The sequence below is a fragment of the Pseudomonas sp. CJQ_9 genome, assembly GCF_043106615.1.
GTDB lineage: Bacteria > Pseudomonadota > Gammaproteobacteria > Pseudomonadales > Pseudomonadaceae > Aquipseudomonas > Aquipseudomonas juntendi.
The window spans coordinates 165,407-187,423 of sequence record NZ_JBICMS010000099.1; the positions used below are offsets into that span (position 1 = coordinate 165,407).

At 61.8% G+C, this 22,017-nt stretch carries 17 protein-coding genes and 1 pseudogene; 9 read left to right on the forward strand and 9 right to left on the reverse strand.

Features of this window, described 5'->3' with window-relative positions; translation table 11 throughout:
* Positions 1-179: 179 nt before the first annotated feature.
* The 8 genes and pseudogenes from ACF8SD_RS21695 (at position 180) to ACF8SD_RS21730 (ending at position 10,758) form a co-directional block, all read left to right on the forward strand.
* Positions 180-1,805 carry a methyl-accepting chemotaxis protein gene (locus ACF8SD_RS21695; protein WP_392484520.1) on the forward strand — a complete coding sequence of 542 codons (1,626 nt, stop codon included), beginning with the start codon at positions 180-182 and terminating at the stop codon, positions 1,803-1,805.
* A gap of 323 nt (positions 1,806-2,128) precedes the next feature.
* Positions 2,129-4,201, forward strand: coding sequence for a type VI secretion system Vgr family protein (locus ACF8SD_RS21700; RefSeq protein ID WP_392484521.1), 2,073 nt, complete (start codon positions 2,129-2,131; stop codon positions 4,199-4,201).
* Positions 4,201-5,124 carry a hypothetical protein gene (locus ACF8SD_RS21705; RefSeq protein ID WP_392484522.1) on the forward strand — a complete coding sequence of 308 codons (924 nt, stop codon included), beginning with the start codon at positions 4,201-4,203 and terminating at the stop codon, positions 5,122-5,124. Before ACF8SD_RS21700 ends, ACF8SD_RS21705 begins: the two co-directional genes overlap by 1 nt.
* The gene (locus ACF8SD_RS21710; protein ID WP_392484523.1) at positions 5,121-8,345 is read left to right on the forward strand and encodes a T6SS effector BTH_I2691 family protein; all 3,225 of its coding nucleotides are present in this window, start codon (positions 5,121-5,123) and stop codon (positions 8,343-8,345) included. Before ACF8SD_RS21705 ends, ACF8SD_RS21710 begins: the two co-directional genes overlap by 4 nt.
* Positions 8,338-9,156, forward strand: coding sequence for a DUF6708 domain-containing protein (locus ACF8SD_RS21715; protein WP_392546469.1), 819 nt, complete (start codon positions 8,338-8,340; stop codon positions 9,154-9,156). The genes ACF8SD_RS21710 and ACF8SD_RS21715 overlap by 8 nt, the downstream gene beginning before the upstream one ends.
* Positions 9,153-9,404, forward strand: a pseudogene (locus ACF8SD_RS21720) (PAAR domain-containing protein); the annotation flags it as partial. The gene ACF8SD_RS21715 and the pseudogene ACF8SD_RS21720, both read left to right, overlap by 4 nt.
* A gap of 287 nt (positions 9,405-9,691) precedes the next feature.
* A complete protein-coding gene (locus tag ACF8SD_RS21725) occupies positions 9,692-10,504 on the forward strand; it encodes a DUF6708 domain-containing protein (protein ID WP_392546470.1) in 813 nt (270 codons plus the stop codon).
* On the forward strand, positions 10,501-10,758 hold the full coding sequence (locus ACF8SD_RS21730) for a PAAR domain-containing protein (RefSeq protein WP_009686597.1): 258 nt from the start codon (positions 10,501-10,503) through the stop codon (positions 10,756-10,758). Before ACF8SD_RS21725 ends, ACF8SD_RS21730 begins: the two co-directional genes overlap by 4 nt.
* A 33-nt stretch (positions 10,759-10,791) precedes the next feature.
* Here ACF8SD_RS21730 and ACF8SD_RS21735 read toward each other — a convergent pair whose 3' ends face one another.
* The 3 genes from ACF8SD_RS21735 to ACF8SD_RS21745 form a co-directional block, all read right to left on the reverse strand.
* A complete protein-coding gene (locus tag ACF8SD_RS21735) occupies positions 10,792-11,634 on the reverse strand; it encodes a TIGR03915 family putative DNA repair protein (protein ID WP_173888760.1) in 843 nt (280 codons plus the stop codon).
* Entirely contained in the window at positions 11,625-12,845 is a 1,221-nt protein-coding gene (locus ACF8SD_RS21740; protein WP_009686599.1) for a putative DNA modification/repair radical SAM protein, read from the reverse strand. The genes ACF8SD_RS21735 and ACF8SD_RS21740 overlap by 10 nt, the downstream gene beginning before the upstream one ends.
* Positions 12,846-12,945: 100 nt before the next feature.
* Positions 12,946-13,854 carry a LysR family transcriptional regulator gene (locus ACF8SD_RS21745; protein WP_392485109.1) on the reverse strand — a complete coding sequence of 303 codons (909 nt, stop codon included), beginning with the start codon at positions 13,852-13,854 and terminating at the stop codon, positions 12,946-12,948.
* A 152-nt stretch (positions 13,855-14,006) separates the two neighbouring features.
* Here ACF8SD_RS21745 and ACF8SD_RS21750 point away from each other — a divergent pair, with 152 nt between their 5' ends.
* Positions 14,007-14,870: a type 1 glutamine amidotransferase domain-containing protein gene (locus ACF8SD_RS21750; RefSeq protein ID WP_392485110.1), complete on the forward strand. Its 864-nt coding sequence runs from the start codon at positions 14,007-14,009 to the stop codon at positions 14,868-14,870.
* 61 nt (positions 14,871-14,931) lie between these two features.
* On the opposite strand, the gene ACF8SD_RS21755 is transcribed toward ACF8SD_RS21750, so the two are convergent.
* The 6 genes from ACF8SD_RS21755 to yghU all read right to left on the reverse strand — a co-directional run bounded on the left by ACF8SD_RS21755 (position 14,932) and on the right by yghU (position 21,892).
* A complete protein-coding gene (locus ACF8SD_RS21755; protein ID WP_054903974.1) occupies positions 14,932-16,176 on the reverse strand; it encodes a saccharopine dehydrogenase family protein in 1,245 nt (414 codons plus the stop codon).
* A gap of 33 nt (positions 16,177-16,209) precedes the next feature.
* Positions 16,210-17,307: a carboxynorspermidine decarboxylase gene (locus ACF8SD_RS21760; protein ID WP_009686603.1), complete on the reverse strand. Its 1,098-nt coding sequence runs from the start codon at positions 17,305-17,307 to the stop codon at positions 16,210-16,212.
* A 177-nt stretch (positions 17,308-17,484) separates the two neighbouring features.
* Positions 17,485-18,402: a pyridoxal-phosphate dependent enzyme gene (locus tag ACF8SD_RS21765; protein WP_392485112.1), complete on the reverse strand. Its 918-nt coding sequence runs from the start codon at positions 18,400-18,402 to the stop codon at positions 17,485-17,487.
* On the reverse strand, positions 18,399-19,067 hold the full coding sequence (locus tag ACF8SD_RS21770; RefSeq protein WP_392485114.1) for a transcriptional regulator: 669 nt from the start codon (positions 19,065-19,067) through the stop codon (positions 18,399-18,401). The genes ACF8SD_RS21765 and ACF8SD_RS21770 overlap by 4 nt, the downstream gene beginning before the upstream one ends.
* A 93-nt stretch (positions 19,068-19,160) precedes the next feature.
* Positions 19,161-20,864 (reverse strand): amidase, encoded by a 1,704-nt coding sequence (locus tag ACF8SD_RS21775; RefSeq protein WP_392485116.1) that lies wholly within the window; start codon positions 20,862-20,864, stop codon positions 19,161-19,163.
* A gap of 185 nt (positions 20,865-21,049) precedes the next feature.
* Positions 21,050-21,892, reverse strand: coding sequence for a glutathione-dependent disulfide-bond oxidoreductase (gene yghU / locus ACF8SD_RS21780; protein WP_392485117.1), 843 nt, complete (start codon positions 21,890-21,892; stop codon positions 21,050-21,052).
* Positions 21,893-22,017: the final 125 nt, after the last annotated feature.

The window sequence follows — 22,017 nt, forward strand, 5'->3', positions numbered from 1 at the left end:
ATGCGCTGCCATGCACCGCGCGGGTTGCTTGGCGAGGCCCCGCATGCAGGCAACATCTGTTCGGTTACCGCCCACAAGCATACCTGAGCACCTCAAGCCGGCGCCGCGCCGCTCCGATAGCAGCACACCCACCGTCGAATCATCGACCAGAAGTGGTGCCAACCAGGAGTACTGCCCGCATGCTTGCCAACTTGAAAATCCGCACCGGAATGTTCTGGGTATTGTCGCTGTTCAGCCTGACCCTGCTGTTTTCCACCCTCAGTGCCTGGCGAGCGGCGGTTGGCAGTGACCAGCAGATCACCGAACTGGACCAGACTGCGCACCAGTCGGACCGCTTGAACAATGCCTTGCTGATGGCCATCCGTTCCAGCGCCAACGTGTCGTCGGGCTTCATCGAGCAACTCGGCGGTCACGACGACAGTGCTGCCAAGCGCATGGCACTGTCGCTCGAGTTGAACGAAAAAAGCCAGAAGCTGGTCGACGAATTCGTCGAAAACAGCCGCGAGCCGGCCCTGCGCACTTTGGCGACCGAGTTGCAGGCGACCTTCGCCGAATACGCCGCCGCGGTGGCCGGGCAGCGTGAGGCCACCCGCCAGCGCTCGCTGGAGCAATACTTCAAGGTCAATGTCGACGCCGGTAACGCCATGGGCCGGTTGCAGGCGCTACGCCAGCAACTGGTTGGCGAATTGGGCCAGCGTGGCCAGCAGATCATGCTCGAATCCGATCGCCGCCTGGCCCGTGCGCAGTTGCTCAGCCTCGGCCTGCTGGCGCTGACCTTGGCCCTGGCAGCCCTGTGCTGGGGCTTCATCGCCCAGCGAGTGCTTCACCCCCTGCGTGAGGCCGGTCAGCACTTCCAGCGTATTGCCGGGGGCGACCTGAGCGTGCCGGTGCAGGCACAAGGCAGTAACGAGATCGGCCAGCTGTTCCACGAGTTGCAGCGTATGCAGCAAAGCCAGCGCGACACCCTGGGCCAGATCGGGCGTTGTGCCCGGCAACTGGACGAAGCCGCCACTGCGCTGGACGCGGTAACCGAGCAAAGCGCCAACAACCTGCGCCAACAAGGGTTGGAGCTGGAACAGGCAGCCACTGCCGTGACCGAAATGACCACCGCCGTGGAGGAGGTTGCACGCAATGCGATCAGCACCTCGCAAACCACCAGCGAGTCCAACCAGCTAGCCACGCAAAGCCGCCGCCAGGTCAGCGACAATATCGACGGCACCGAGGCCATGACCCGCGAGATCCAGACCAGCAGTACCCACCTGGAGCAGTTGGTGGGGCAGGTGCGTGATATCGGCAAGGTGCTGGAAGTGATCCGCTCGGTCTCCGAGCAAACCAACCTGCTGGCGCTGAACGCCGCCATCGAAGCGGCGCGTGCCGGGGAGGCGGGGCGGGGCTTTGCCGTGGTGGCCGATGAAGTGCGTACGCTGGCCTACCGCACGCAACAGTCGACCCAGGAAATCGAGCAAATGATCGGCCGCGTGCAGGCCGGCACCGAAGCGGCAGTGGCGTCGATGCAGGCCAGCACCCACCGTGCGCAGTCGACCCTGGACGTGACCCTGGCCTCGGGGCAGGTGCTGGAAGGTATCTACAGCGCGATTGGCGAAATCAACGAACGCAACCTGGTCATCGCCAGCGCCGCCGAAGAGCAGGCGCAGGTCGCGCGCGAAGTGGATCGCAACCTGCTGAACATCCGTGAACTGTCCAACCATTCGGCGGCCGGGGCGCAGCAGACCAGCGCTGCGAGCAAGGCACTGTCGGGCCTGGTGGGGGAGATGACGGCCTTGGTCGGGCAGTTCAAGGTTTGAACGTCTTCGGCCCAGAACATTTATGAGCCTCGCAGAGATCGAGCGCCCCTCGCGCAGCGCTCGGTCTCTCGGCACGCGCCGGTCATCAAAAACTCAGTCGACATTTCCTACGTTGCGCCGGGAAGTGCTGGACTTCTCGCAGAATCGGTTCCCCGCTAGCGTTCGTGTCTTCAGTTTGCCGGAAGACAAGGACCTCTTCATGCACCGCCCACCTGAAGGCCACAGGGCCTTTTGTAGCTACCGATTTCGCCTGAACGCTGAGCAGCGCCGGAGTGCTGCAGTCGCTCGACAGCCTTGTCTCAAGGTGGTAGCCGGGAGTCCGCATGCCTAGCCAGTCCGATCTGCGGTTCAGCTTCGAGGCCCTGGCCGGCCGGGTTGAGTTCGAAGTGGTTTCGTTCGAACTCGACGAGGCCATCAGCGCGCCGTTCCAACTGCACCTGGAACTGATCAGTTTCGACGCAGATGTCGACTTCGGCCTGCTGCTCGACAAGCCCGGGCTGTTCACGGTCTGGCGTGGCGAGCAGCCGCTACGCCATGTGCACGGCCTGGTCAGCAGTTTCAGCCAAGGCGAAACCGGCAGGTTTCGTACCCACTACCACGCGTTGGTAGAGCCGCAGCTGGCCCGCGCCAGGCTGCGTTCGAACTGGCGCATCTTCCAGCACAAGACTGTGCCGCAGATTATTGAACTGGTGTTGCAGCGCCAGGGCATCAACCGCTTTGGAATCAAGAGCCTCGGCGAGCATCACGTCCGCGAATTCTGCGTTCAGGCCGGTGAAACCGACCTCGATTTCATCGCCCGGCTGGCAGCCGAAGAAGGCCTTGTCTACCGCTTCGAGCACACGCCACAACAGCACCACCTGGTCATTACCGATCGGCTGCTGGCGTTTGGCACTATCAGCCGCGGCGCGGTCCGGGCCGATGACCCGCAAGCGGTAGATGAGGGTGATATTGGTCCCGACCACGTGCTGTATCACGCCAACAGCGGTGGTGATCAGGCCGTGCCGTGCCTGCGGCGCCTGCGTTACAGCGAGCAGGTCCGCAGCACCCGGCAGGTGCAGCGGGACTACACCTTCACCCACCCGCGCTACCGCCAGGAGCATCGGGCCGCTGACAGCAGTACCCCCCATCAAACGCGGGCCTACGAGCGTTTCGACTACCCTGGGCGCTACAAGCGGGACGCGGTTGGCGTACCGTTCACGGCCACGCGCCTCGCGGCGCTGCGCCACGACGCGCACGTTGCCGAGGTGCAGGGCGATGATGTGCGCCTGCAACCAGGGCTGAGCTTCACGCTGGTCGGGCACCCGCGCGCAGACCTGAACGTGCATTGGCGGCCGATCAGCGTGCACCATGAAGGCGTGCAGTTCACCAGCCTGCAGGAAGAGGCAGCCAGCGCCGACCAGGGCACCCGCTACGTGCAGCGTGCCATGCTGGTGCCGGGCACCCGCGAATGGCGCCCGGCCCCCCTGGCCAAACCCCGTATCGATGGCCCGCACATGGCCACCGTGGTCGGCCCGCCCGGCGAAGAGATCTACTGTGACGAGTGGGGGCGGGTCAAGGTCAGTTTTCCCTGGGATCGGGAGAGCAAGGGCAATGAGTTCAGCTCTTGCTGGGTCCGGGTTTCGCAAAGCTGGGCAGGCGGCAGTTGGGGCTCGATGGCCATCCCGCGCATTGGCCAGGACGTGGTCATACAGTACGTCAATGCCGACCCCGACCAACCGATGATCATCGGGCGTACCTACTGCGGTGATCAGCTTCCGCCGTATGACCTGCCGGAGCACAAAACCCGCATGACCATCAAGAGCCAGACCCACAAGGGCAATGGCTTCAATGAGCTGCGCTTCGAGGACGAACTGGGCAGGGAGGAGGTGTTCATTCATGCCCAGCGCGACTACAACACGGTGGTCGGCAACGACGAAACCACGCGTGTCGGGCGCAATCGGCTGGAGCAGGTGGGCAATGATCAGCAACTTAGCATCGGTAACCACTATCGCCAGGAAACCGGGGGCAACCACAACCAGTTCATCGGGCAGAACTGCCAGGTCGAAATCAAGCATGACCTGACGCACCAGGTCGGTAACAACCGCAGTGAAGCGACCCTGGGCTGTCAGCAGGTTCTCGTCGGCAAGGACAGCGCCTTGGTGGTCAAAGGTGCTCAACGGGTCGAAGTCGGCAATGGCATGCAGCAGCGCACTACGGTGTATCAGCTGCATGCCAGTGAGCGCATAGAGTTGAAAACCCCAGGTGGCTGCATCGTGCTGGACCGGCGCGGTATCACCCTCAATGGCCAGACCCTGAACCTGTTGGGGCAAACCCAGGCGACTGCACAGGGGGCAGGCAGCGCTAAGTCGCTGACATTGACGCCGAACGCTGCCAGCACCTGTGAGGGTAAGCTCTGATGACGGCTGATGACCTGGCCAGCGTGATCGAACAGCAGCATGCGCCCGACCTGTACAGCTATGTGTTGGTGGACCCCCTTGCCCCCGAGGACAAAGGCGATTCAGCCTTGCTCGCCCAGCTTCGCGAGGCATTGGGGGAAAGCGCTTTGATGCGTGTACCCAGGTTCGACCTGGCGCATGTGCCGCACTTGCATCCTGTACTGGTATGCCTGGCTGTACCCGGGGCGCTGCCCAGCCGCGCAATATTGGAATTGACCGCCCGAGCAGCTGTGCGTGGGCTGTTTCAGCCAAGGCGCTACCTATGCGGCTGGGTGTTCAGTGAACAGCCAGCGGCCAACATCGCAGCTCACCTCAGTCGCTTGTGCCGGTTACCCGACACAGCTCAGACACTGAGCTTCTATCCGGTCTACGAGCCGATACGCCTGGAGCTGCTTGCGGCAACGTTCAAGCAAGGGGAGCGTGCGCCGTGGTGGCCCATCAGCCGCTGGTTGTTCCTCAATAGCAGTGGGCAGTTGCTGAACCTCAAGGGGCAGAGCGGGCAACGCTGTCTGCTCCCCGCGTCTGCCTGGCGCATGCAAGCGGATGGAGCATTGGTCGAGCGCGTGCTGCGAAGCTTGAGCGCTCTACGAGCAGGCGTGAACAATACCTTGCAGTGTCAGATACCGTCGTTTGCGGCTGTACGAGCCGGCAACCATATCCAGGAAGCACGCGCCTTGGGCTTGACCGACCCGGAAGATATCGTGGTGCTGGCCCTCCACCAGCTGTGCATTCATCCCCAGCTAACCTCCCTTGCCGCCGTGCGCGGCCTGATAGATGCAGCCCGCCAAGAGCAGCGCGCGCTGGCGCCGTTGCTTGCCCGCTACTCCGAGGCGCATTGGCGGCACCTGACCCAATCCCTGCCGGAAGCGGAGCGCCTTGCATGACCATCAGTCAACGCATCGCCCTTGCTGTCGCTGAAGCCGGCCTGCCGCATGACCACTGCATGTCTTGTCAGCGCCAGGGGCTGCCCATTCTGCCCCTGCGCCGTGCGCTGGTCCCGGATACCCGACCGGAGTGCATCACTACCGTGGCGGGGCATTTGCACATCTGCGCCAAGCCTGGCCTGCGCACGTTACGCATGGGCTACCTGTATGTCTTGCTTGACCAGCAGGTCTGGCAAGCCTACGCCGTCAGCGCACAGGGCCATCTGCGACGCTTTGACCCCTATGCGCCTCCAGCCGGCCCACCTGGGCCACTGCCGGAAAAATGTGCGCAGGAAAACCACGATATTCCGGCGGCCTTCGTCACGATCGACACCGACAAATACAACAGTGCCTGGCTGGCCTTTTCCAGTGATGCCTGGCCGGTGAGTGTGCTGAACGCCTACAAGCAAGGCGTGGCACCAAGCCACCGCTTCGTAGGGATTGATCTGACCCAGGCGCGTACCCATCCGCAATTGCTGGGCCTGGCGATGACGGCCGACCAGTTGCAAGTTGACAACCAGGTGTTCGAATACAGCCAGCAGGCGTGTGCACCGTTCGACAGCGTGCATGGTTTCCACAGCCGCTGGCTGCGCAGGTTTGCCCTGCGTGGTTATGTGGTCAATGCATCGGACCGCCACCAGTTGGCAAACGGTGTGTTGGCGTTGGTGCTGGACGACACCGTCGGTCTCATTCAGGAATACAACCACCAGCGGCTGAGCTGGGTAGTGAAGCGCCAGGCCTGGCGTGAGGACCCACTACGCGTGTACCAGTTACAGACCTCGCAGATCGTACAGGTGATCCGCGCCACGCACCGGGAGTGGGCGGCACAAGGGGTGCCGTCGTTGCAGCCGGTGACCGGCGACGGGCCACCAATTTTCGTGGACCCGGCAGTCGAGCGACAGCGTTTGGTCGAGCGTGCGCAGCGAGAAAGTGATGCCCGTCTGGAAGAGCGCTACCACGAGCCGCAGCGGGCTGCTTTCCAAGCTGAGTACGAGGCGCAGGATGCCGAGTTCCAGCGCTACATCGACCAGGACGCGCAGGCCTATGTTGCATTATTCGATACCCCGATGTTCAAGGTGGCCGAGCGCCACGACTATGACGGCCGTGATCGCGAGTCCGGTGTGGCCTATACCAAGACCATGGGGCTGTGCTTGGGCGGTGGGGTCACAGAGGCCGTGATCGCCAGCCTTGAACCCCGTCAGCCTGCGGCTGGTACCAGCGAATGGCAGTGGCAGGTCTGGCTACAAAACCCCGATAGCCCTCCCTACCGCGCGCTGCTGATGCGTGACAACGCTTTGCTGGCCGCGCTGTTACCCAGTTTTTCAGGCGACCAGGCAATCAATTGGAACGACAGCGACAAGCTCTTCGGCATGTTGAGCAAGGTCATCGCCAGCGACGATGCCGGTTTACGCATGCGAAATAGCTTGAAGCAGGCCATCGCCGAAACGCAGAGCGCGGTGAATGCCGCCAGTCAACGCCTGGCGCCTAGCCTCGGGCCTGGCATCCACAACGCTGTTCGGCACCTGAACAGCGCAACCCAGTTTCTTTACAACGGGGTGCAACTGATCGAGCTTGAAGTGAAGATGAAGCTGGGCGAGTACTACGCCTTGCAGAGTGCGCACTTGCGCCAGTTGCAGCACCGCGCAAATGCCTCCCTCGCTGAGGCGAGAGACCGTATGTATCGCAGTGTCGATGACTTTGAAGTCGGTTCGTTCAAGGCGATGCGCAAGGTCCGGCCGATCCTGCAGCACGGGTTGATGAGCCTCGCGCTGCTCGACCCTCGGCTGACCAACACCGTGATCAGTGTCACGGTCTGGGTCGAGGGCACGGCTGCGCAAGTGCATGGCCGGTTAGTCGAAGCGGCCAGCATCAAGCTGACTCAGGCGAGCAGTGCGGCGCACGCGGCCATGGTGGATATCTCGGTCGCGGCAGGTACACTCGACAGCAATGCCCGCAAGTTGCTTGACGGGATGAAGATAACTGCGCACCAGGCCAGCCAGCTGGTGCGTGGCGGTTTCTCAGGCCTGCGCGGGGCTGCAGGCAGTTGGGAGGTGCTACTCGGGATCGGTGGGCTGTATTTGCAGTATGACAGCCTGACCAGAAATCAGGAAAAGGCCGAGGCAGAGATTGGGCCTAAGGCGTACGAGGCCAAATTGGCGCTGCAGGGTTCGCAACTGGGTGTGCTTGGGGGGCAAATCGAATTGGTGGGGCTGGTGTTGAGGGGCGCTGCGGGTTCAAGCACGCCTTGGGCTCTTAACGTAACGGCTCCTGGGGCGGCTTTAATTCGACTCGGCGCTATATTCAGCGCGGTTGCTGGAGTCTTTGATATCGCACAAGCGGTTGTCGCTACTGAACAAACTGCCGCCAAAGGAGATAAAACAGCACGAAATATGAATGTTATGTCTCTGGCAGCATTTACCGCTGGCACCCTAACCTTTGTAGGCGCAGTTTTGACATCAGCAACATTCGGGCCGCTGGGGTTGGCCATTATCTTTACGCTTATTGGATATGCTGCTGGCAGAAGCGCTCTAAAAAAAGAGTCGAGCGAATTGGAGGTCTGGATAAAACGTTGCTTTTTTGGTAGGGCCAACGAACATCCGAAGATTCATTGGGATGCCCCCGAGTATGCAGATATCGCATTTTCTGAGTTGAATGCGGTTACGCTTGGCGTCAAAGCCAACCTTCATTTTTCATCTTCGATAGATACCAGAGAGTCCATGAGAAGGATGGGTGGGTTAGTCCATGTTGAGATAGAGCAAAAATTGATTTTCAAAATAGTACTACCCAAATATCGAGAGGATGTTTCTGCTTTCTCATGGGCCCTTGTTGTGCATCGTGACGGGGATGGATCATTTCCCGAATACAGCGGTGGCGAAACACTGATTTCTGAAGGGTTTGAAAACTCATTAGTAAAGTCTCTTTCAAAAATGGCCAGCTATTCTCGATATTCACCACCTAGACTTCCTGACTACAAAAAACGGTTTGAGGTGGTCAGAGAAGTCAAGCATGTAGTGACCGAAGGCGTGACCGGACGATGGTTGGAAATATCGGGTGTGGTCGAACTTATGCCGGTCATAGGGCGGCACACAATTACTGCAGCAACGCTTTCGGTCATGTATTGGCCAGATCGTTCAATCGTGGATGCCTATGCTGCTATGACCAGGCGAGGTGTGAATGACTAAGCTCACATCGCCACCTCTAAGTGAGCGCGGCTTGGGTTGGAGGTATGATCTCCCTCATGTTGGAGAAGAGCCCAAGGTCAGTGGGTGTCTGGACAGGATCAAACCCCCACCCAACTATTACGATGCGATCTATCTGGAGTTGCCAAGGCAGTCAGTCAGCTTGCGAGGCGTTGTAGCATTATTGGGTGTGCCATCGATGCTGCTCTGCTTAGGCGTGGCGCTATGGTTGTATTGGGGGTTGCTGGTTGAAGGGTTTACCCATGATTGGGTCACCAATGTCTTGACTGTGATATTTCCTGTGCTACCGCTGTGGGTGATCCTTTGCTTTATCAAGTTGGATCTGACTGTTCCAAGAGACGAGCCCATTCGCTTCAATCGGTTACGCCGAAAAATCTACCTCTATCAATTCAGATTTCATTACATGTATTTATTCAGCCCCAGACACTGGGGCGTCAAACCCGTTGCCTACAACTGGGATGACGTTACCGCCGAGGTTTACCGAACCTACGCCCCCGGCCACGGCGGTCTGATCGAAAACGTCATGCTGTCGGTCCGTAACCCCGAAACCAACGAAGTCATTGACCGCGTGTTTTTCAGCCACGACCTCTACCACGGCGAAGCCTACTGGGCCATCGCCAGACTGTTCATGCAGCAAGGCCCCCAGGCCCTCCCGAAGTTCGTACACCCCGCGCGCGACTGGAATGATGATGATGGCCTGAGCCACATGCACTGCCTGGCGCCGAAGGTTTACTGGCCAGTGGCGATTGATCGCGAATCACGTACCGCACCGCACGCAGGCGAAGCGCGATGAAACCTGTTGTGCTTGTCGGTCATCGACATCTCTGCCCATTGCATGGCGCTAACCAGGTCGAGAGCGGGAGTGCTGGGTATACATTCAACGGCAGCGCAGTGGCCAGGGTGGGGGACCGGACTACCTGCGGTGCGGTAATCGAAAGCGGGGCCGAGCACTTCCTGGTCGAGGGGGCTGCTGTCGCGTGCAAGGGGGATAGGGCTGATCATGGCGGCGTGCTGGATGAAGGCGATGCAGGCTGGTTTCTGGCATCCGGCAGCCATAATTCTGATTGCCCGGAGCTTCTCATTCAAACAAACAAGTTTTTAAATTTCGCCGCACCACGTTTTCCTGACTATCGCCCCGATGTTTCATTGATGAAAAGTGTGCATGCGCATCCAGAAAGCGCGCCGTCATTAGAATTGACTGGTGTGATAGCGCTCATGCCGACCGCTGGTGCGCACACCATTAAATCGGCCACGCTGACGGTTGCGTATTGGCCAGATAAAAATATTTCAAGCACACGCCTTGGAAGTCGTGTTCAGGCGGAGAACGTATGAACGTCAAGTCCAGACCGTTAGCGCATCGGCAATTGAGTTGGAGTCATGATTTACCCGGTATCGAAGAAAGGCCAACGTTCAAACATGAACCACAAAACATCAACCCCTCGCCCAATTATTACGATGATGTCTATTTGGAGTTGCCAAGGGCTACTATTCGTCTGCGGGGGCTAGGTGCGCTGATAGGCTCTGCCGCTCTTGTTGCGGGTGGTGGGATGACGTTATTTACGTATTGGCTGGTTTTCGATAATTGGCAGGGGGACTGGATAACGAATATTGTTATCTTGCTTGCGCCGCTACTCGTGGCGTGGGTGCTATCGCCCTACATCAAGCTTGATTTTGTGCTTCCAAGAGACGAGCCTATTCGTTTCAATAGACTGCGCCGAAGAATTTATCTTTACCAGTACAGGTTCAATCGATTTTTTGTTTGCAGCCGAAAGCATTGGGGCGTGCAACCCGTTGCCTACAACTGGGATGACGTTACCGCCGAGGTTTACCGGATCTACGCACCCGGCCACGGCGGTCTGATCGAAAACGTCATGCTGTCGGTCCGTAACCCGGAAACCAACGAAGTCATTGACCGCGTGTTTTTCAGCCACGACCTCTACCACGGCGAAGCCTACTGGGCCATCGCCAGACTGTTCATGCAGCAAGGCCCCGAGGCCCTCCCGAAGTTCGTACACCCCGCGCGCGACTGGAATGATGATGATGGCCTGAGCCACATGCACTGCCTGGCGCCGAAGGTTTACTGGCCAGTGGCGATTGATCGCGAATCACGTACCGCACCGCACGCAGGCGAAGCGCGATGAAACCTGTTGTGCTTGTCGGTCATCGACATCTCTGCCCATTGCATGGCGCTAACCAGGTCGAGAGCGGGAGTGCTGGGTATACATTCAACGGCAGCGCAGTGGCCAGGGTGGGGGACCGGACTACCTGCGGTGCGGTAATCGAAAGCGGGGCCGAGCACTTCCTGATCGAGGGGGCTGCTGTCGCGCGCAAGGGGGACAGGACTGATCATGGCGGCGTGCTGGATGAAGGCGATGCAGGCTGGTTGCTGGAGTGAGGCGATTTGCGCGCACTGCATGGCTGGCGTGCATCACCGCCCAGTCTTGCTGATCTTTTTGCCGGCCTGCGCAGCCACTTCCAGCGCCTGGCCGTCCCGCTGCTTGCCTTGGCGTGCCAGGCCCTCAAGCTGGGGTATCAGCATGCCTTCCGGCAAGTGCCGCCAGAACCGCCCCGGCATGTGCAGGCGCAGGGCATCAGGGTTGAGGCGGGCAGGGTTGAACGTATGGCGGTAATAGGTGCGCCACAGCTCGGCCCCTGGGTCCTCGGCACTGCGCGCCCACTGCCGCCATTGCGCCGGGCAGCGCCGTTGATAGTCGAACCCGGCACCGTCGAAGCGAATGCCATCCTGAGGCGTAGCGATCAGCCAGCGCAACTTGCCCAGGCGGTCGGCGAAGTGCGCGCTGGCGCTCTGCAGAACGTCATGTGCCGGCTCGTGGTAAGCCACCAGATCCAGTTGCAACTGCCCAGCCACCGCTTCGGGCAGCGGCACGAAGCGCACAAAAGCATGCAAATGATGGGCTTCGCGCGTTACCTGCTTGATGCGCCGTTGCAACTCACTGCCTAGGCGGTCGCCCGCCAGCATTGCGGTGCGGTCGCCGTGGGCGACACGCCACAGCACTTCGTACAGCAGGTTCCAGCGTTGCTCGCCACGGTAGCGAGAGGCCAGTTCCAACTGCCCCAACAACTGGGCCGGGACTTTGGCCCGGAAGGGGCCAGGGCCGGCAGGGAGCGCTGCGGGTACAGCCAGCAAATCCGCCATGGGGCCCTGGTTCCAGGTGATTTCCGAAGGGTCGATGCCATGCCCCAGTAACACCCGCGCCTGTTCACGCCATGTGGCGAACAGATCGTCGCAGTCGAGCGCAATCACCCCCACAACCCCATCTGCACCGGCGCCTGCGGTTCGCGCAGGCGTGCACGCAGCAACCCGCTGCGCAGTTCGGCCTGTGCCGGGCGGTAATCGCTGGTGACGATGAACGGGCGCGCCTTGTCCAGTACGCAGCGCAGCTGAATCAGGTCGTCATAGCGGATACGCCGTTCCCGGCGCAACGCCACCAGGCGCTGCACGCTGCGCAGGCCAATGCCGGGGATGCGTGCCAGCAGTGCCGGCTCTGCGCGGTTCACGTCCAATGGGAATACCTCGCGGTTGGCCAGCGCCCAGGCCAGCTTGGGGTCGATGTCCAGTGCCAGGTTACCGTGCTGACCCAGCAGCTCACCCGCCTTGTAGCCATAGCCCCGGAGCAGGAAGTCAGCCTGGTACAAGCGGTGCTCGCGCAACAGTGGGGGGGCGGCCAACGGCACGCTGCCCGGGCTGTCGGGGATCGGGCTGAACGCGGAATAGTACACCCGCTTGAGGCCGTAACCCTGGTAAAGCGATTCGGCATTGCGCAACAAGGTGCTGTCATCGGTGCTGTCGGCACCGACGATGACCTGGGTACTTTGCCCCGCCGGGGTAAAGCGCGGTGCCCTGGGCTCATTGGCTACGGCCTGCTGCCCTTGGTGAATGACGCCCATGGCCTGGCGAATGGTGTGTGCCTGCTTTTCAGGCGCCAGGCGCTTGAGGCTGTCGTCGGTCGGCAGCTCAATGTTGACGCTGAGCCGGTCGGCCAGGCGCCCGGCTTCTTCGATCAGCAGCGGGTCGGCGTCGGGGATGGTCTTCAGGTGGATGTAGCCGCGGAAGTTGTGTTCTTCGCGCAACAGCCGGGCCACCCGGATCAGCTGCTCCATGGTGTAGTCCGCCGAACGGATGATGCCAGAGCTGAGGAACAGGCCGCTGATGCAGTTGCGCCGATAGAAATCCAAGGTCAGGCGCACTACCTCTTCCGGGCTGAAACGTGCCCGAGGCACGTTGCTGGAGCGGCGGTTGACACAGTACTGGCAGTCGTACAGGCAAAAATTGGTCAGCAGCACCTTCAGCAGCGACACGCAGCGGCCGTCGGGCGTATAGCTGTGACAAATACCCATGCCATTGGTAGCACCCAGGCCATCGCCACCGCGCGAATTGCGCTTGGGCGCGCCGCTGCTGGCGCAGGATGCGTCGTACTTGGCAGCGTCGGCCAGAATACCGAGTTTGGCGATGAGTTGCATGAGGGCGTCTCGCTGTACTGAATATTCATACAGTATTTTGAGATCTTACGGATTGCAAGAGGTTGTGCGCCATACCCGACTACATTCGTCAGAAACATCCCTATTGCTGGGCCACGGCCCACAGCTGCTGGCGAAGCCAGCGCCGCAAGGGGTCGGCATGGGTACGCGCATGCCAGATCTGCATCACCTCCACCGGCGGCAGCTCCAGCGGTAGCGGGAACATGCGCAGGTCCTCGTCACGGTCGGTAGCTTCGAGGGCTAGCGAGCGCAGGCAGGTCAAAAGCAGGTCGGTACCCCGCAGCAAGCGCATGGGTGCGATGAAGCTGGACAGGCCAGCCACCACCCGGCGTTGCTTGCCCAGGCTGTGCAGGGCGCGATCAACCAGCCCATCAAGGTCACCGGTCAGGGTGGTGAGCAGATGGTCACTGGCCAGAAAGGTGTCCAGGTCCAGGCCGCTATCCAGGCCTGGATGGCTGCGCGAGGCAAGCACTACGAACTGCTCCCTGAGCAGCCGCTGCTGGTGGAAGGTGTCGGGCAGGTCGGTGTAGAAGCCGGCGACAGCCAGGTCACAGGTGCCTTTTTCCAGCGCTTCTCGGGGTAACGCGCCCCGGGTGTTGTGTGTAACCAGCGTCAGGTTGGGCGCTTGGCTGCGCAGTATCGGTAACAGCCTGGGCAGCAGTGTCTGCTCCACATAATCGGTGCTGTACAGGTGTACGCGGGCAGGGCGGGCGAGAAAGTCTTGCCCCTCGCAGCGTTCATAGAAGCCTTCCAGGCCCGCTACCAGGCGTTCTACCTCCGGCGCCAGCTCATGGGCCCGCGGTGTGGGGGTAAGCCCTCTGGGCGCACGCACGAACAGGGGGTCGCCAAGCTGGTCTCGCAATTTGCCGAGCTTGTGGCTGAGTGCAGGTTGGCTAAGCGCCATGCGTTGGGCGGCGAGCGTGGCGCTGCGCTCCTGGTAAAGCACATGGAACAGATAGAGCAGGTTCAAATCCTTGTTGGCGATATTCATATTTCGAATGGCAGCCATGATCACTTTAGAATTATCGAATCATAGCCGCAGCGGTAGCATTCCCCCAATGATGACTGACCCGGAGCTGCCAATTACACCTTGCGCTCCGCCACTTTGGTATTGCAGGCGCTTGCCTGATCAGGAGTTGACGCATGAAGAAGCTGACCACACTGGCGCTGGCAGTCACCGGCGCTTTGCTTGCCGGTGGTGCCCAATCGGCGCCCAAGGGCGAGGTACTGGTGCTGCTGTCCAGCGAACACCAGCTGCCGTTGCAGAACGGCGAACACTACGCCACCGGCTATTACCTCAATGAGTTCGGGGTGCCCGCCGACCAATTGCTCAAGGCCGGCTACCGCTTGGTGCTGGTGACACCCAAGGGTAATGCCCCGCGTGTGGATCCGCGCTCGGTCGACCCACAGTATTTCGCCGGTGATGCAACAGAAATGCGCCGGATTGAACAGGTGGTGCAGGGGCTGCCAGACATCGGCGATACCCTGTCGGTGAAAGAAGTGCTGGCGGGCGACCTCGACCGCTATGCCGGGCTGTTCATCCCCGGCGGCCACGCGCCTTTGATCGACTTGGCCAATAACTCGGACGTCGGCACCTTGTTGCGGCATTTCCACCAGGCAGGCAAACCCACAGCGGCTATCTGCCACGGCCCGATCGCTTTGCTGTCGGCGCAGCAGGATCCGGTCGGCTACCAGGCCGCGCTGGCCCGCGGGGAGCGGGCGGCAGCCAGAGACTGGGTGTACCAGGGCTACAAGATGACTATCTTCTCTGACCCGGAGGAGCAGGTGTTCGAGCGTTCGCTCAAGGACCAGCGCTTGTTGTTCTACCCGGCGAACGCGATGGCGATGGCCGGCGGCCACATGGGTTATGCCAAGGCCTGGCAACCGAATGTGGTGGTGGATCGCGAGTTGATTACCGGGCAAAACCCGTTCTCGGACAAGGCCCTGGCCAAGGCGTTGCTGGAAAAACTCGATGAGCGCGCGAGCCTCACGGCCGAGACCAACTGAAGCGCAAGCAGCCAGCCAAAGCAGAAGGGGCGCCACAGTGGCGCCCCTTCTTGCTTACCGCTTAGGCTTCAGCGTCCCAAGGACGATCACCTTTTTCATCCTTGACGCGGGTCGGCAGGCCCATCACGTCCAGCGCCTTGAGGAACGGCTCGGCTGGCAGCTCCTCGACGTTGACCATGCGTTTGGCATCCCACTCGCCACGGGCAACCAGCAGGGCGGCAGCCACTGGCGGTACGCCTGCGGTGTAGGAGATGCCCTGGCTATCGGTTTCGGCGTAGGCCTCTTCGTGGTCGGCCACGTTGTAGATGAACACTTCGCGCGGTTGACCGTTCTTGGTGCCTTTGACCAGGTCGCCGATGCAGGTCTTGCCGGTGTAGCCCGGGGCCAGCGAGGCCGGGTCTGGCAGCACGGCCTTGACCACTTTCAGCGGCACCACTTCCAGGCCTTCGGCCGTTTTCACCGGCTGCTCGCTGAGCAGGCCAAGGTTTTTCAGCACCGTGAACACATTGATGTAGTGCTCGCCGAAGCTCATCCAGAAGCGCACGTTCGGCACGTTGAGGTTCTTCGAAATCGAGTGAACTTCGTCATGGCCGGTGAGGTACAGGTTTTGCGAGCCAACCACCGGCAGGTCGTCGGTACGCTTGACTTCGAACATGGTGTTGCTGGTCCACTGGCTGTTCTGCCAGCTCCACACTTGCCCGGTGAACTCGCGGAAGTTGATTTCCGGGTCGAAGTTGGTGGCGAAGTACTTGCCATGCGAGCCGGCGTTGACGTCGAGAATGTCGATCGAATCAATGCTGTCGAAATACTGCTGCTGCGCAAGTTTTGCGTAGCTGTTGACCACACCCGGGTCAAAGCCGACCCCGAGAATGGCGGTAATGTTCTTTTGTTGGCACTCTTCGAGGTGTTTCCACTCGTAGTTGCCATACCACGGCGGGGTCTCGCAGATCTTGCCCGGCTCTTCGTGGATGGCGGTGTCCAGGTAGGCGACACCGGTATCGATGCAGGCACGCAGCACCGACATGTTGAGGAAGGCGGAACCGACGTTGATCACGATCTGCGACTCGGTCTCGCGGATCAGCGCCTTGGTCGCCTCGACATCGAGGGCGTTGAGCGAGAAGGCCTGGATGTCGGCGGGAACCTTGAGGCTGCCCTTGGCCTTGACGCTGTCGATGATGGCCTGGCATTTGGAGATGTTCCGTGACGCGATAGCGATACGACCCAGTTCGTCGTTATGCTGCGCGCACTTGTGGGCCACCACCTTGGCGACACCTCCTGCACCAATGATAAGAACGTTCTTCTTCAATTTACCTGTTGCTCCTTACTTGGGAAGCCGGCCTTACGACAGGCTGGAAACGTAGTCTTCAAAACCGAACTCACGGACGACCTCGACGCTGCCGTCGAGTTGCTTGACCGCGATGGACGGCATTTTCAAACCGTTGAACCAGTTTTTCTTGACCATGGTGTAACCGGCCGTGTCTACGAATGACAGGCGATCGCCAATGGCCAATGGGCGGTCGAACTGGTACTCACCGAAGATGTCACCGGCCAGGCACGATTTGCCGCAGACCATGTAGGTGTGCTCGCCGTCGTTGGGGGCCATCTTGGCGTTCAGGCGGTAGATCAGCAGGTCGAGCAGGTGCGCTTCGATCGAGCTGTCGACCACGGCCAGGTGCTTGCCGTTGTACAAGGTGTCGAGCACGGTCACTTCCAGCGAGGCGCTGTTGGTGATGGCGGCTTCGCCAGGCTCCAGGTACACCTGCACCCCGTAGGTTTGCGCGAAGGCCTTGAGGCGCGCGCAGAAGGCGTCTACTGCGTAGTCTTCACCGGTGAAGTGGATGCCACCGCCCAGGCTGACCCACTCGACCTGGTGCAGCAGGTGGCCGAAGCGCTCTTCGATGTGCGTGAGCATCTTGTCGAACAGGCCGAAGTCACCGTTCTCGCAGTTGTTGTGGAACATGAAGCCAGAGATCTGGCCGATCACCTGCTCGATCTTGGCCGGGTCCCATTCGCCCAGGCGGCTGAACGGCCGGGCCGGGTCGGCCAGCAGGTAGTCGGAGCTGCTGACCTGCGGGTTGACGCGCAGGCCACGCACCTTGCCTTCGGACTGGTCGGCAAAGCGTTGCAGCTGGCCGATCGAGTTGAAGATGATCTTGTCGCAATTCTCGAGCATTTCCTCGACCTCGTCGTCGGCCCAGGCCACGCTGTAGGCGTGGGTTTCGCCGGCGAACTTCTGGCGGCCGAGCTTGAGCTCGAACAGGGACGACGAGGTGGTACCGTCCATGTACTGCTGCATCAGGTCGAATACCGACCAGGTGGCAAAGCACTTGAGGGCGAGCAGTGCCTTGGCACCGGAGTGTTCGCGCACGTAGGCGATCTTCTCCATGTTGCTGAGCAGCTTGGTTTTATCGATGAGGTAGTACGGCGTCTTGATCATTTAGAGGCCCCCGGCCAGGCCGGCCAAAAAAAGGACACGCATTGTGCCTTCCCTTGCCGCAGATCGAAAGGGCGCAGGGCATTTTTCCTTTGCGTGGCTGCCACTGCCGGCCAGATTCGCCAGCAGTGTGGGGTTCAGTGATACACGGCAAAGGAAACAGACAGATGACAACCCGTATCAGTCGACCTGTCGCAACCATGCCTGTATCTGTTCCAAGGTGGCAGTAGCACCCCCGCACACCACCACCAGCACGTTCGGGTAACGCGCCATGGCGCTGGCGTCATAGGCCAGCGCCAACGCGGCGCCACAGGCGGGCTCCACCAGTAGCCGGTGGTCTAGCAGAAAGCGCTCGCAAGCCTGCAGCGCGGCACGGTCGCTGACCAGGTGGCTGTGTACCGGTTGCCGATGCGTACAGGCCAGCGCCTGTTCGGCCACCCGCTTGGCTCCCAGCGAGCCGGCGATCGAGGCAATGCGTGGCAACTCCACGGTGTGCCCGGCTTGCATGGCCGCGTGCAGCGAGGCAGCGCCGGTCGTCTCCACGGCCAGCACCGGCACGTCCGCCCAGCCATTGCGTTGCAGCCCCTCGACCACGCCGCTGAGCAGCCCGCCGCCCCCCACCGACAGCACCACCGCATCGGGCTTGGAGCCGGCTGCAACCACTTCGTCGACCAGGCTGGCATGCCCGGCCCACAGCAGCGGGTCGTCGAAGGGGTGAATGAAGGCATCGCCAGCGCCTACCAGGGTCAGTGCCAGTTCGTTGGCTTCCTGCCACGAGCTGCCGTGCACCAGTACCTTGGCATTTTCCAGGCGCAGCAGTTCCTTGGCCCGTTCGGTGGTGGTCTCGGGCACCACCACGGTCACCGGCACACCCAGCTTGCGCCCGGCGTAGGCCACCGCCAGGCCGGCATTGCCCCCCGAGGACGACACCAGGTGCCTGGCCCCCCGCGCGTAGTGAACCTCGCAGGCGTGGCCCACCCCGCGCAGCTTGAACGAGCCACAAGGCTGCAGGGCATCAAGCTTGAGCCAGATGTTGCGCCCGGCAGCCAGCGACAGCGGGCGTGATTCGATCAGGGGTGTAGGGATGTGCAAGGTCATAGGCTGGCTCCGCGCAGTTGTTCGAGGTAGTTGTAGATGGTGTAGCGGGTCACGCCGAGCGCGCTGGCCGCCTTCTCGACGCCGCCCTTGACGATGAACAGGCCACTCTCCTGCATCACGCGCACAGCTTCGAGCTTGGCTTGCTTGTTCATTCGCCCGTGGCCGTTGCGCTGCAGTGCGCTCTGGATGATCTCGCTCATCAGCAGCGCCATGTCGGCAGGCTCGGTGGCGGTTGGCGTAGCGCCCAGGGGCTGGAAGTGCTGGAGGAACTGCATGGCCGCGTCCAGGCCGGTGACATCGGTGTTCACGCACAGGCTGGCAAACGGGTGGCCACTGCTGTCGCGGAAGATCGCGGTGGCGCTGCGCAGCGTGCGGCCTTTGAGCGTAGTGGGGTAGTCGGGCAGCACCACCGGCTCACAACCCTGCTGGTCGGCCGAGGCCTGCATCAGTGCCTTGAAACCCTGATCCTGTTCCGGGGCGGCAAGGATCGGGCTGCCGATGCTGCGACCGGAAAGGTGGCCATTGACGATAGCCACCACCGAGTGCTCGGGGTGGTCGAGGTCGTGCAGGAGGATTTCCATGTTGCGCGCGGCAACGCTGCCCAAGGCCTGGATGGCGGCCTTGAGCACGGTGAGGGTGAGCTGGCGCTCGGCAGTGGGTGTCATGGGCAACGAACCGCTAAAATCAACGATTTGTGTATATTTACACGAAACGTTGATTTTGGCGAAGGTTGCCTGAAGTGCGGTGCCGTGCCGGGCTCAGCCCAGGGCAGGGGTGCGCGGCGGCACAATGCGGCGCGAACCGGTCGCTTCAAAGGCGGCCGCAAAGGTCAGCAGGGCATTGTCGCTATAGGCCCGCCCAGCGAAGGTCAGGCCCACCGGCATGCCGATGTCGGCCATGACGCCCATCGGTACGGTCACGGTCGGTACGCCAAGGTGGCGGATCGCCAGGTTGCCATTGGCCACCCAGACGCCGTTGCTCCAGGCGATGTCCGCCGATACCGGGTTGACGTCGGCATCGGCCGGGCCGACATCGGCCACGGTGGGGAACAGCACGGCGTCCAGGCCCTGCGCGTCCATCCAGTCTTCCAGGTCCAGCTTGCGGGTCCGCTCCAGGCCGCGCAGCCCATCGGGCAAGGTCTCGATCTGGTCCCAGGTCTTCAGGCCACGCTTGGCCATGTTGACGTATTCGTCCATGCCGGCTGCCAGGTCGTCCTCGCGGTTGGGCAGGGTGCCCGGGTCATGCGGGAAAATCTGAGGGCCATCGACATCCGCCAGGCGGTTGAGCTTGGGGTCGCCATTGGCGCGCAGGAAATCATCGAAGCCCCAGCCCGACAGCTCCCACAGCTCGTCGTGCAGGAATTCCTTGCTGACGATGCCGCGGTTGTACACCGTGGGGGCGCCGGGGCGGTCCCCTTCGCAGTTGGACACCAGCGGGAAATCGACTTCCTCCACTTGCGCGCCGGCCGCTTCCAGGGCCTGACGGGCCTGTTGCCACAGGGCGATAACGCTCGCGCGGGTGTGGATGCGCTGGCCGGTAGGGCCGCCGATACCGGGCTTTTGCGAAGTGCCGGCTGCGTCGTCGGCATTGATGTACATGCGCGGCACGCCGAAGCGCTTGCCCTTCAGGGCGCCGACATCGGCGGCCAGGTCCAGATACGACGCCGGGCGCACCGCCGAGGCCGCAGGGATCGGCACCCAGGGCTGCAGGCGCCACAGGTCGCCACGCTTGTCGGGGTCATCGGCGACCACCACGTCGAGTACCTCCAGCAGGTCGGCCATGGTGCGCGCATAGGGCACCACCACATCCATGGTCGGGGTCAGCGGCCAGTTGCCGCGCACCGAAATCACCCCACGCGAGGGCGTGTAGGCGCACAGGCCATTGTTCGAGGCGGGGCCGCGGCCACTGGACCAGGTTTCTTCGGCCAGGCCGAAGGCGCTGAAGCTGGCGGCGGTAGCCGTGCCGGCGCCGTTGGACGAGCCCGAGGCGAACGGCGCGGTCAGGTAATTGGCGTTGTACGGGCTTTCGGCGCGGCCATACACACCGCGCTGCATGCCCCCGTTGGCCATGGGCGGCATGTTGGTCTTGCCCAGGCATATGGCCCCGGCGGCGCGCAGGCGCTCGATGGTGAAAGCGTCGCGCTGGGCCACCAGGTCTTTGAAGGCCGGGCTGCCCGATGCCGCAGTCAGGCCTTTGACCAGGTAGCTGTCCTTGGCGGTGTAGGGAATGCCATCCAGCGGGCTCAGCAACTGGCCTTTGGCGCGGCGGGCATCGGAGGCCTCGGCTTCTTGCAGCGCCTGCGGGTTGCGCACTACTACGGCGTTCAGGGCGGTGGCCGTGTCGGCGCCGTCGTAGGCATCAATGCGGGCCAGGTAGGCCTCGACCAGCTCGACCGCCGTCGTGCGGCCCGATTCGAGCGCGTCGCGCAGCTCGGCAATGGAAACCTCGGTTACCTCGATCATGCGTTCACCAAACAATGTACAGGTGGGGGCTATTGCGGGGAGTGTACAAGAAGGGCTACGCCGACGCAGGTTTGCGCAGGGGCAAATGGTTTTGTGCAGGTGGGCATTGTCATGCCCGAGTACGCGGCAGGCATTGGCAGGGGCGGCCCTGTATCACCACAGGGCCACCTTCGGCGCGCGTTGTATCAGTTGTCCAGATCCGCAGCCGAATGCCGTTCAGGCACCTGGCTGGCTTCGTCGCCCCAGGTGCGGTTCACCCGGGTGCCGCGTTGCACTGCCTTGCGCTGGGCAATCTCTTGCGCCCAGCGCTGCACATTCGGGTACTCGTGCACCGCCAGGAACTCTGCTGCGCCATACAGGTTGCCCAGTACCAGCTGGCCGTACCAGGGCCACACGGCAATATCGGCGATGCTGTATGCCTCACCGCCCAGGTAGCGGCTTTCGGCCAGGCGCCGGTCAAGCACATCCAGCTGACGCTTGGCTTCCATGGTGAAGCGGTTGATGGCGTACTCGAACTTCTCCGGCGCGTACACGTAGAAATGACCGAAGCCGCCACCCAGGTAGGGCGCCGCTCCCATCTGCCAGAACAGCCAGTTCAGGCACTCGGTGCGCGCAGCAGGCGCTGTCGGCAGCAGGGCGCCGAACTTTTCTGCCAGGTACAGCAGGATCGAGCCCGACTCGAATACGCGCATTGGGGGTTCCTGGCTGCAGTCAAGCAGCGCGGGGATCTTGGAGTTGGGGTTGACGTGAACGAAGCCGCTGGAAAACTGGTCGCCTTCGCCGATGCGGATCAGCCAGGCATCGTACTCCGCGCCAGCGTGGCCGAGTTCAAGCAGCTCTTCCAGGGCAATGGTGACTTTCACGCCGTTGGGTGTGGCCAGCGAATACAGCTGCAGCGGTTGCTTGCCCTTGGGCAGGTCCTTGTCGTGGGTAGGGCCGGCGACGGGGCGGTTGATACTGGCGAACTGGCCCCCGGATGCAGCGTCACGGCGCCAGACCTTGGGTGGCACGTAGTCAGGTTTGCTCATGCATGAAACTCCTTCAAGGGCGCTGAAGCGGTCAGATAAAAACGTTGACCGTCATCTATGCCACGGGTTCGCCGCCAGGTGCAAATGCAGGCGGCGCGTGCAGGCCTGGCATGACGTCGGTTTCA

What these genes read in the sequence shown, in the direction of transcription:
- ACF8SD_RS21770 (WP_392485114.1), bottom strand. Translation starts at nt 19,067, where the DNA reads ATGACACCCACTGCCGAGCGCCAGCTCACCCTCACCGTGCTCAAGGCC.
- ACF8SD_RS21740 (WP_009686599.1), bottom strand. Translation starts at nt 12,845, where the DNA reads ATGCAACTCATCGCCAAACTCGGTATTCTGGCCGACGCTGCCAAGTAC.
- ACF8SD_RS21715 (WP_392546469.1), top strand. Translation starts at nt 8,338, where the DNA reads ATGACTAAGCTCACATCGCCACCTCTAAGTGAGCGCGGCTTGGGTTGG.
- ACF8SD_RS21760 (WP_009686603.1), bottom strand. Translation starts at nt 17,307, where the DNA reads ATGATCAAGACGCCGTACTACCTCATCGATAAAACCAAGCTGCTCAGC.
- ACF8SD_RS21745 (WP_392485109.1), bottom strand. Translation starts at nt 13,854, where the DNA reads ATGAATATCGCCAACAAGGATTTGAACCTGCTCTATCTGTTCCATGTG.
- ACF8SD_RS21775 (WP_392485116.1), bottom strand. Translation starts at nt 20,864, where the DNA reads ATGATCGAGGTAACCGAGGTTTCCATTGCCGAGCTGCGCGACGCGCTC.
- ACF8SD_RS21725 (WP_392546470.1), top strand. Translation starts at nt 9,692, where the DNA reads ATGAACGTCAAGTCCAGACCGTTAGCGCATCGGCAATTGAGTTGGAGT.
- ACF8SD_RS21710 (WP_392484523.1), top strand. Translation starts at nt 5,121, where the DNA reads ATGACCATCAGTCAACGCATCGCCCTTGCTGTCGCTGAAGCCGGCCTG.
- ACF8SD_RS21765 (WP_392485112.1), bottom strand. Translation starts at nt 18,402, where the DNA reads ATGACCTTGCACATCCCTACACCCCTGATCGAATCACGCCCGCTGTCG.
- ACF8SD_RS21730 (WP_009686597.1), top strand. Translation starts at nt 10,501, where the DNA reads ATGAAACCTGTTGTGCTTGTCGGTCATCGACATCTCTGCCCATTGCAT.
- yghU (WP_392485117.1), bottom strand. Translation starts at nt 21,892, where the DNA reads ATGAGCAAACCTGACTACGTGCCACCCAAGGTCTGGCGCCGTGACGCT.
- ACF8SD_RS21700 (WP_392484521.1), top strand. Translation starts at nt 2,129, where the DNA reads ATGCCTAGCCAGTCCGATCTGCGGTTCAGCTTCGAGGCCCTGGCCGGC.
- ACF8SD_RS21750 (WP_392485110.1), top strand. Translation starts at nt 14,007, where the DNA reads ATGAAGAAGCTGACCACACTGGCGCTGGCAGTCACCGGCGCTTTGCTT.
- ACF8SD_RS21695 (WP_392484520.1), top strand. Translation starts at nt 180, where the DNA reads ATGCTTGCCAACTTGAAAATCCGCACCGGAATGTTCTGGGTATTGTCG.
- ACF8SD_RS21705 (WP_392484522.1), top strand. Translation starts at nt 4,201, where the DNA reads ATGACGGCTGATGACCTGGCCAGCGTGATCGAACAGCAGCATGCGCCC.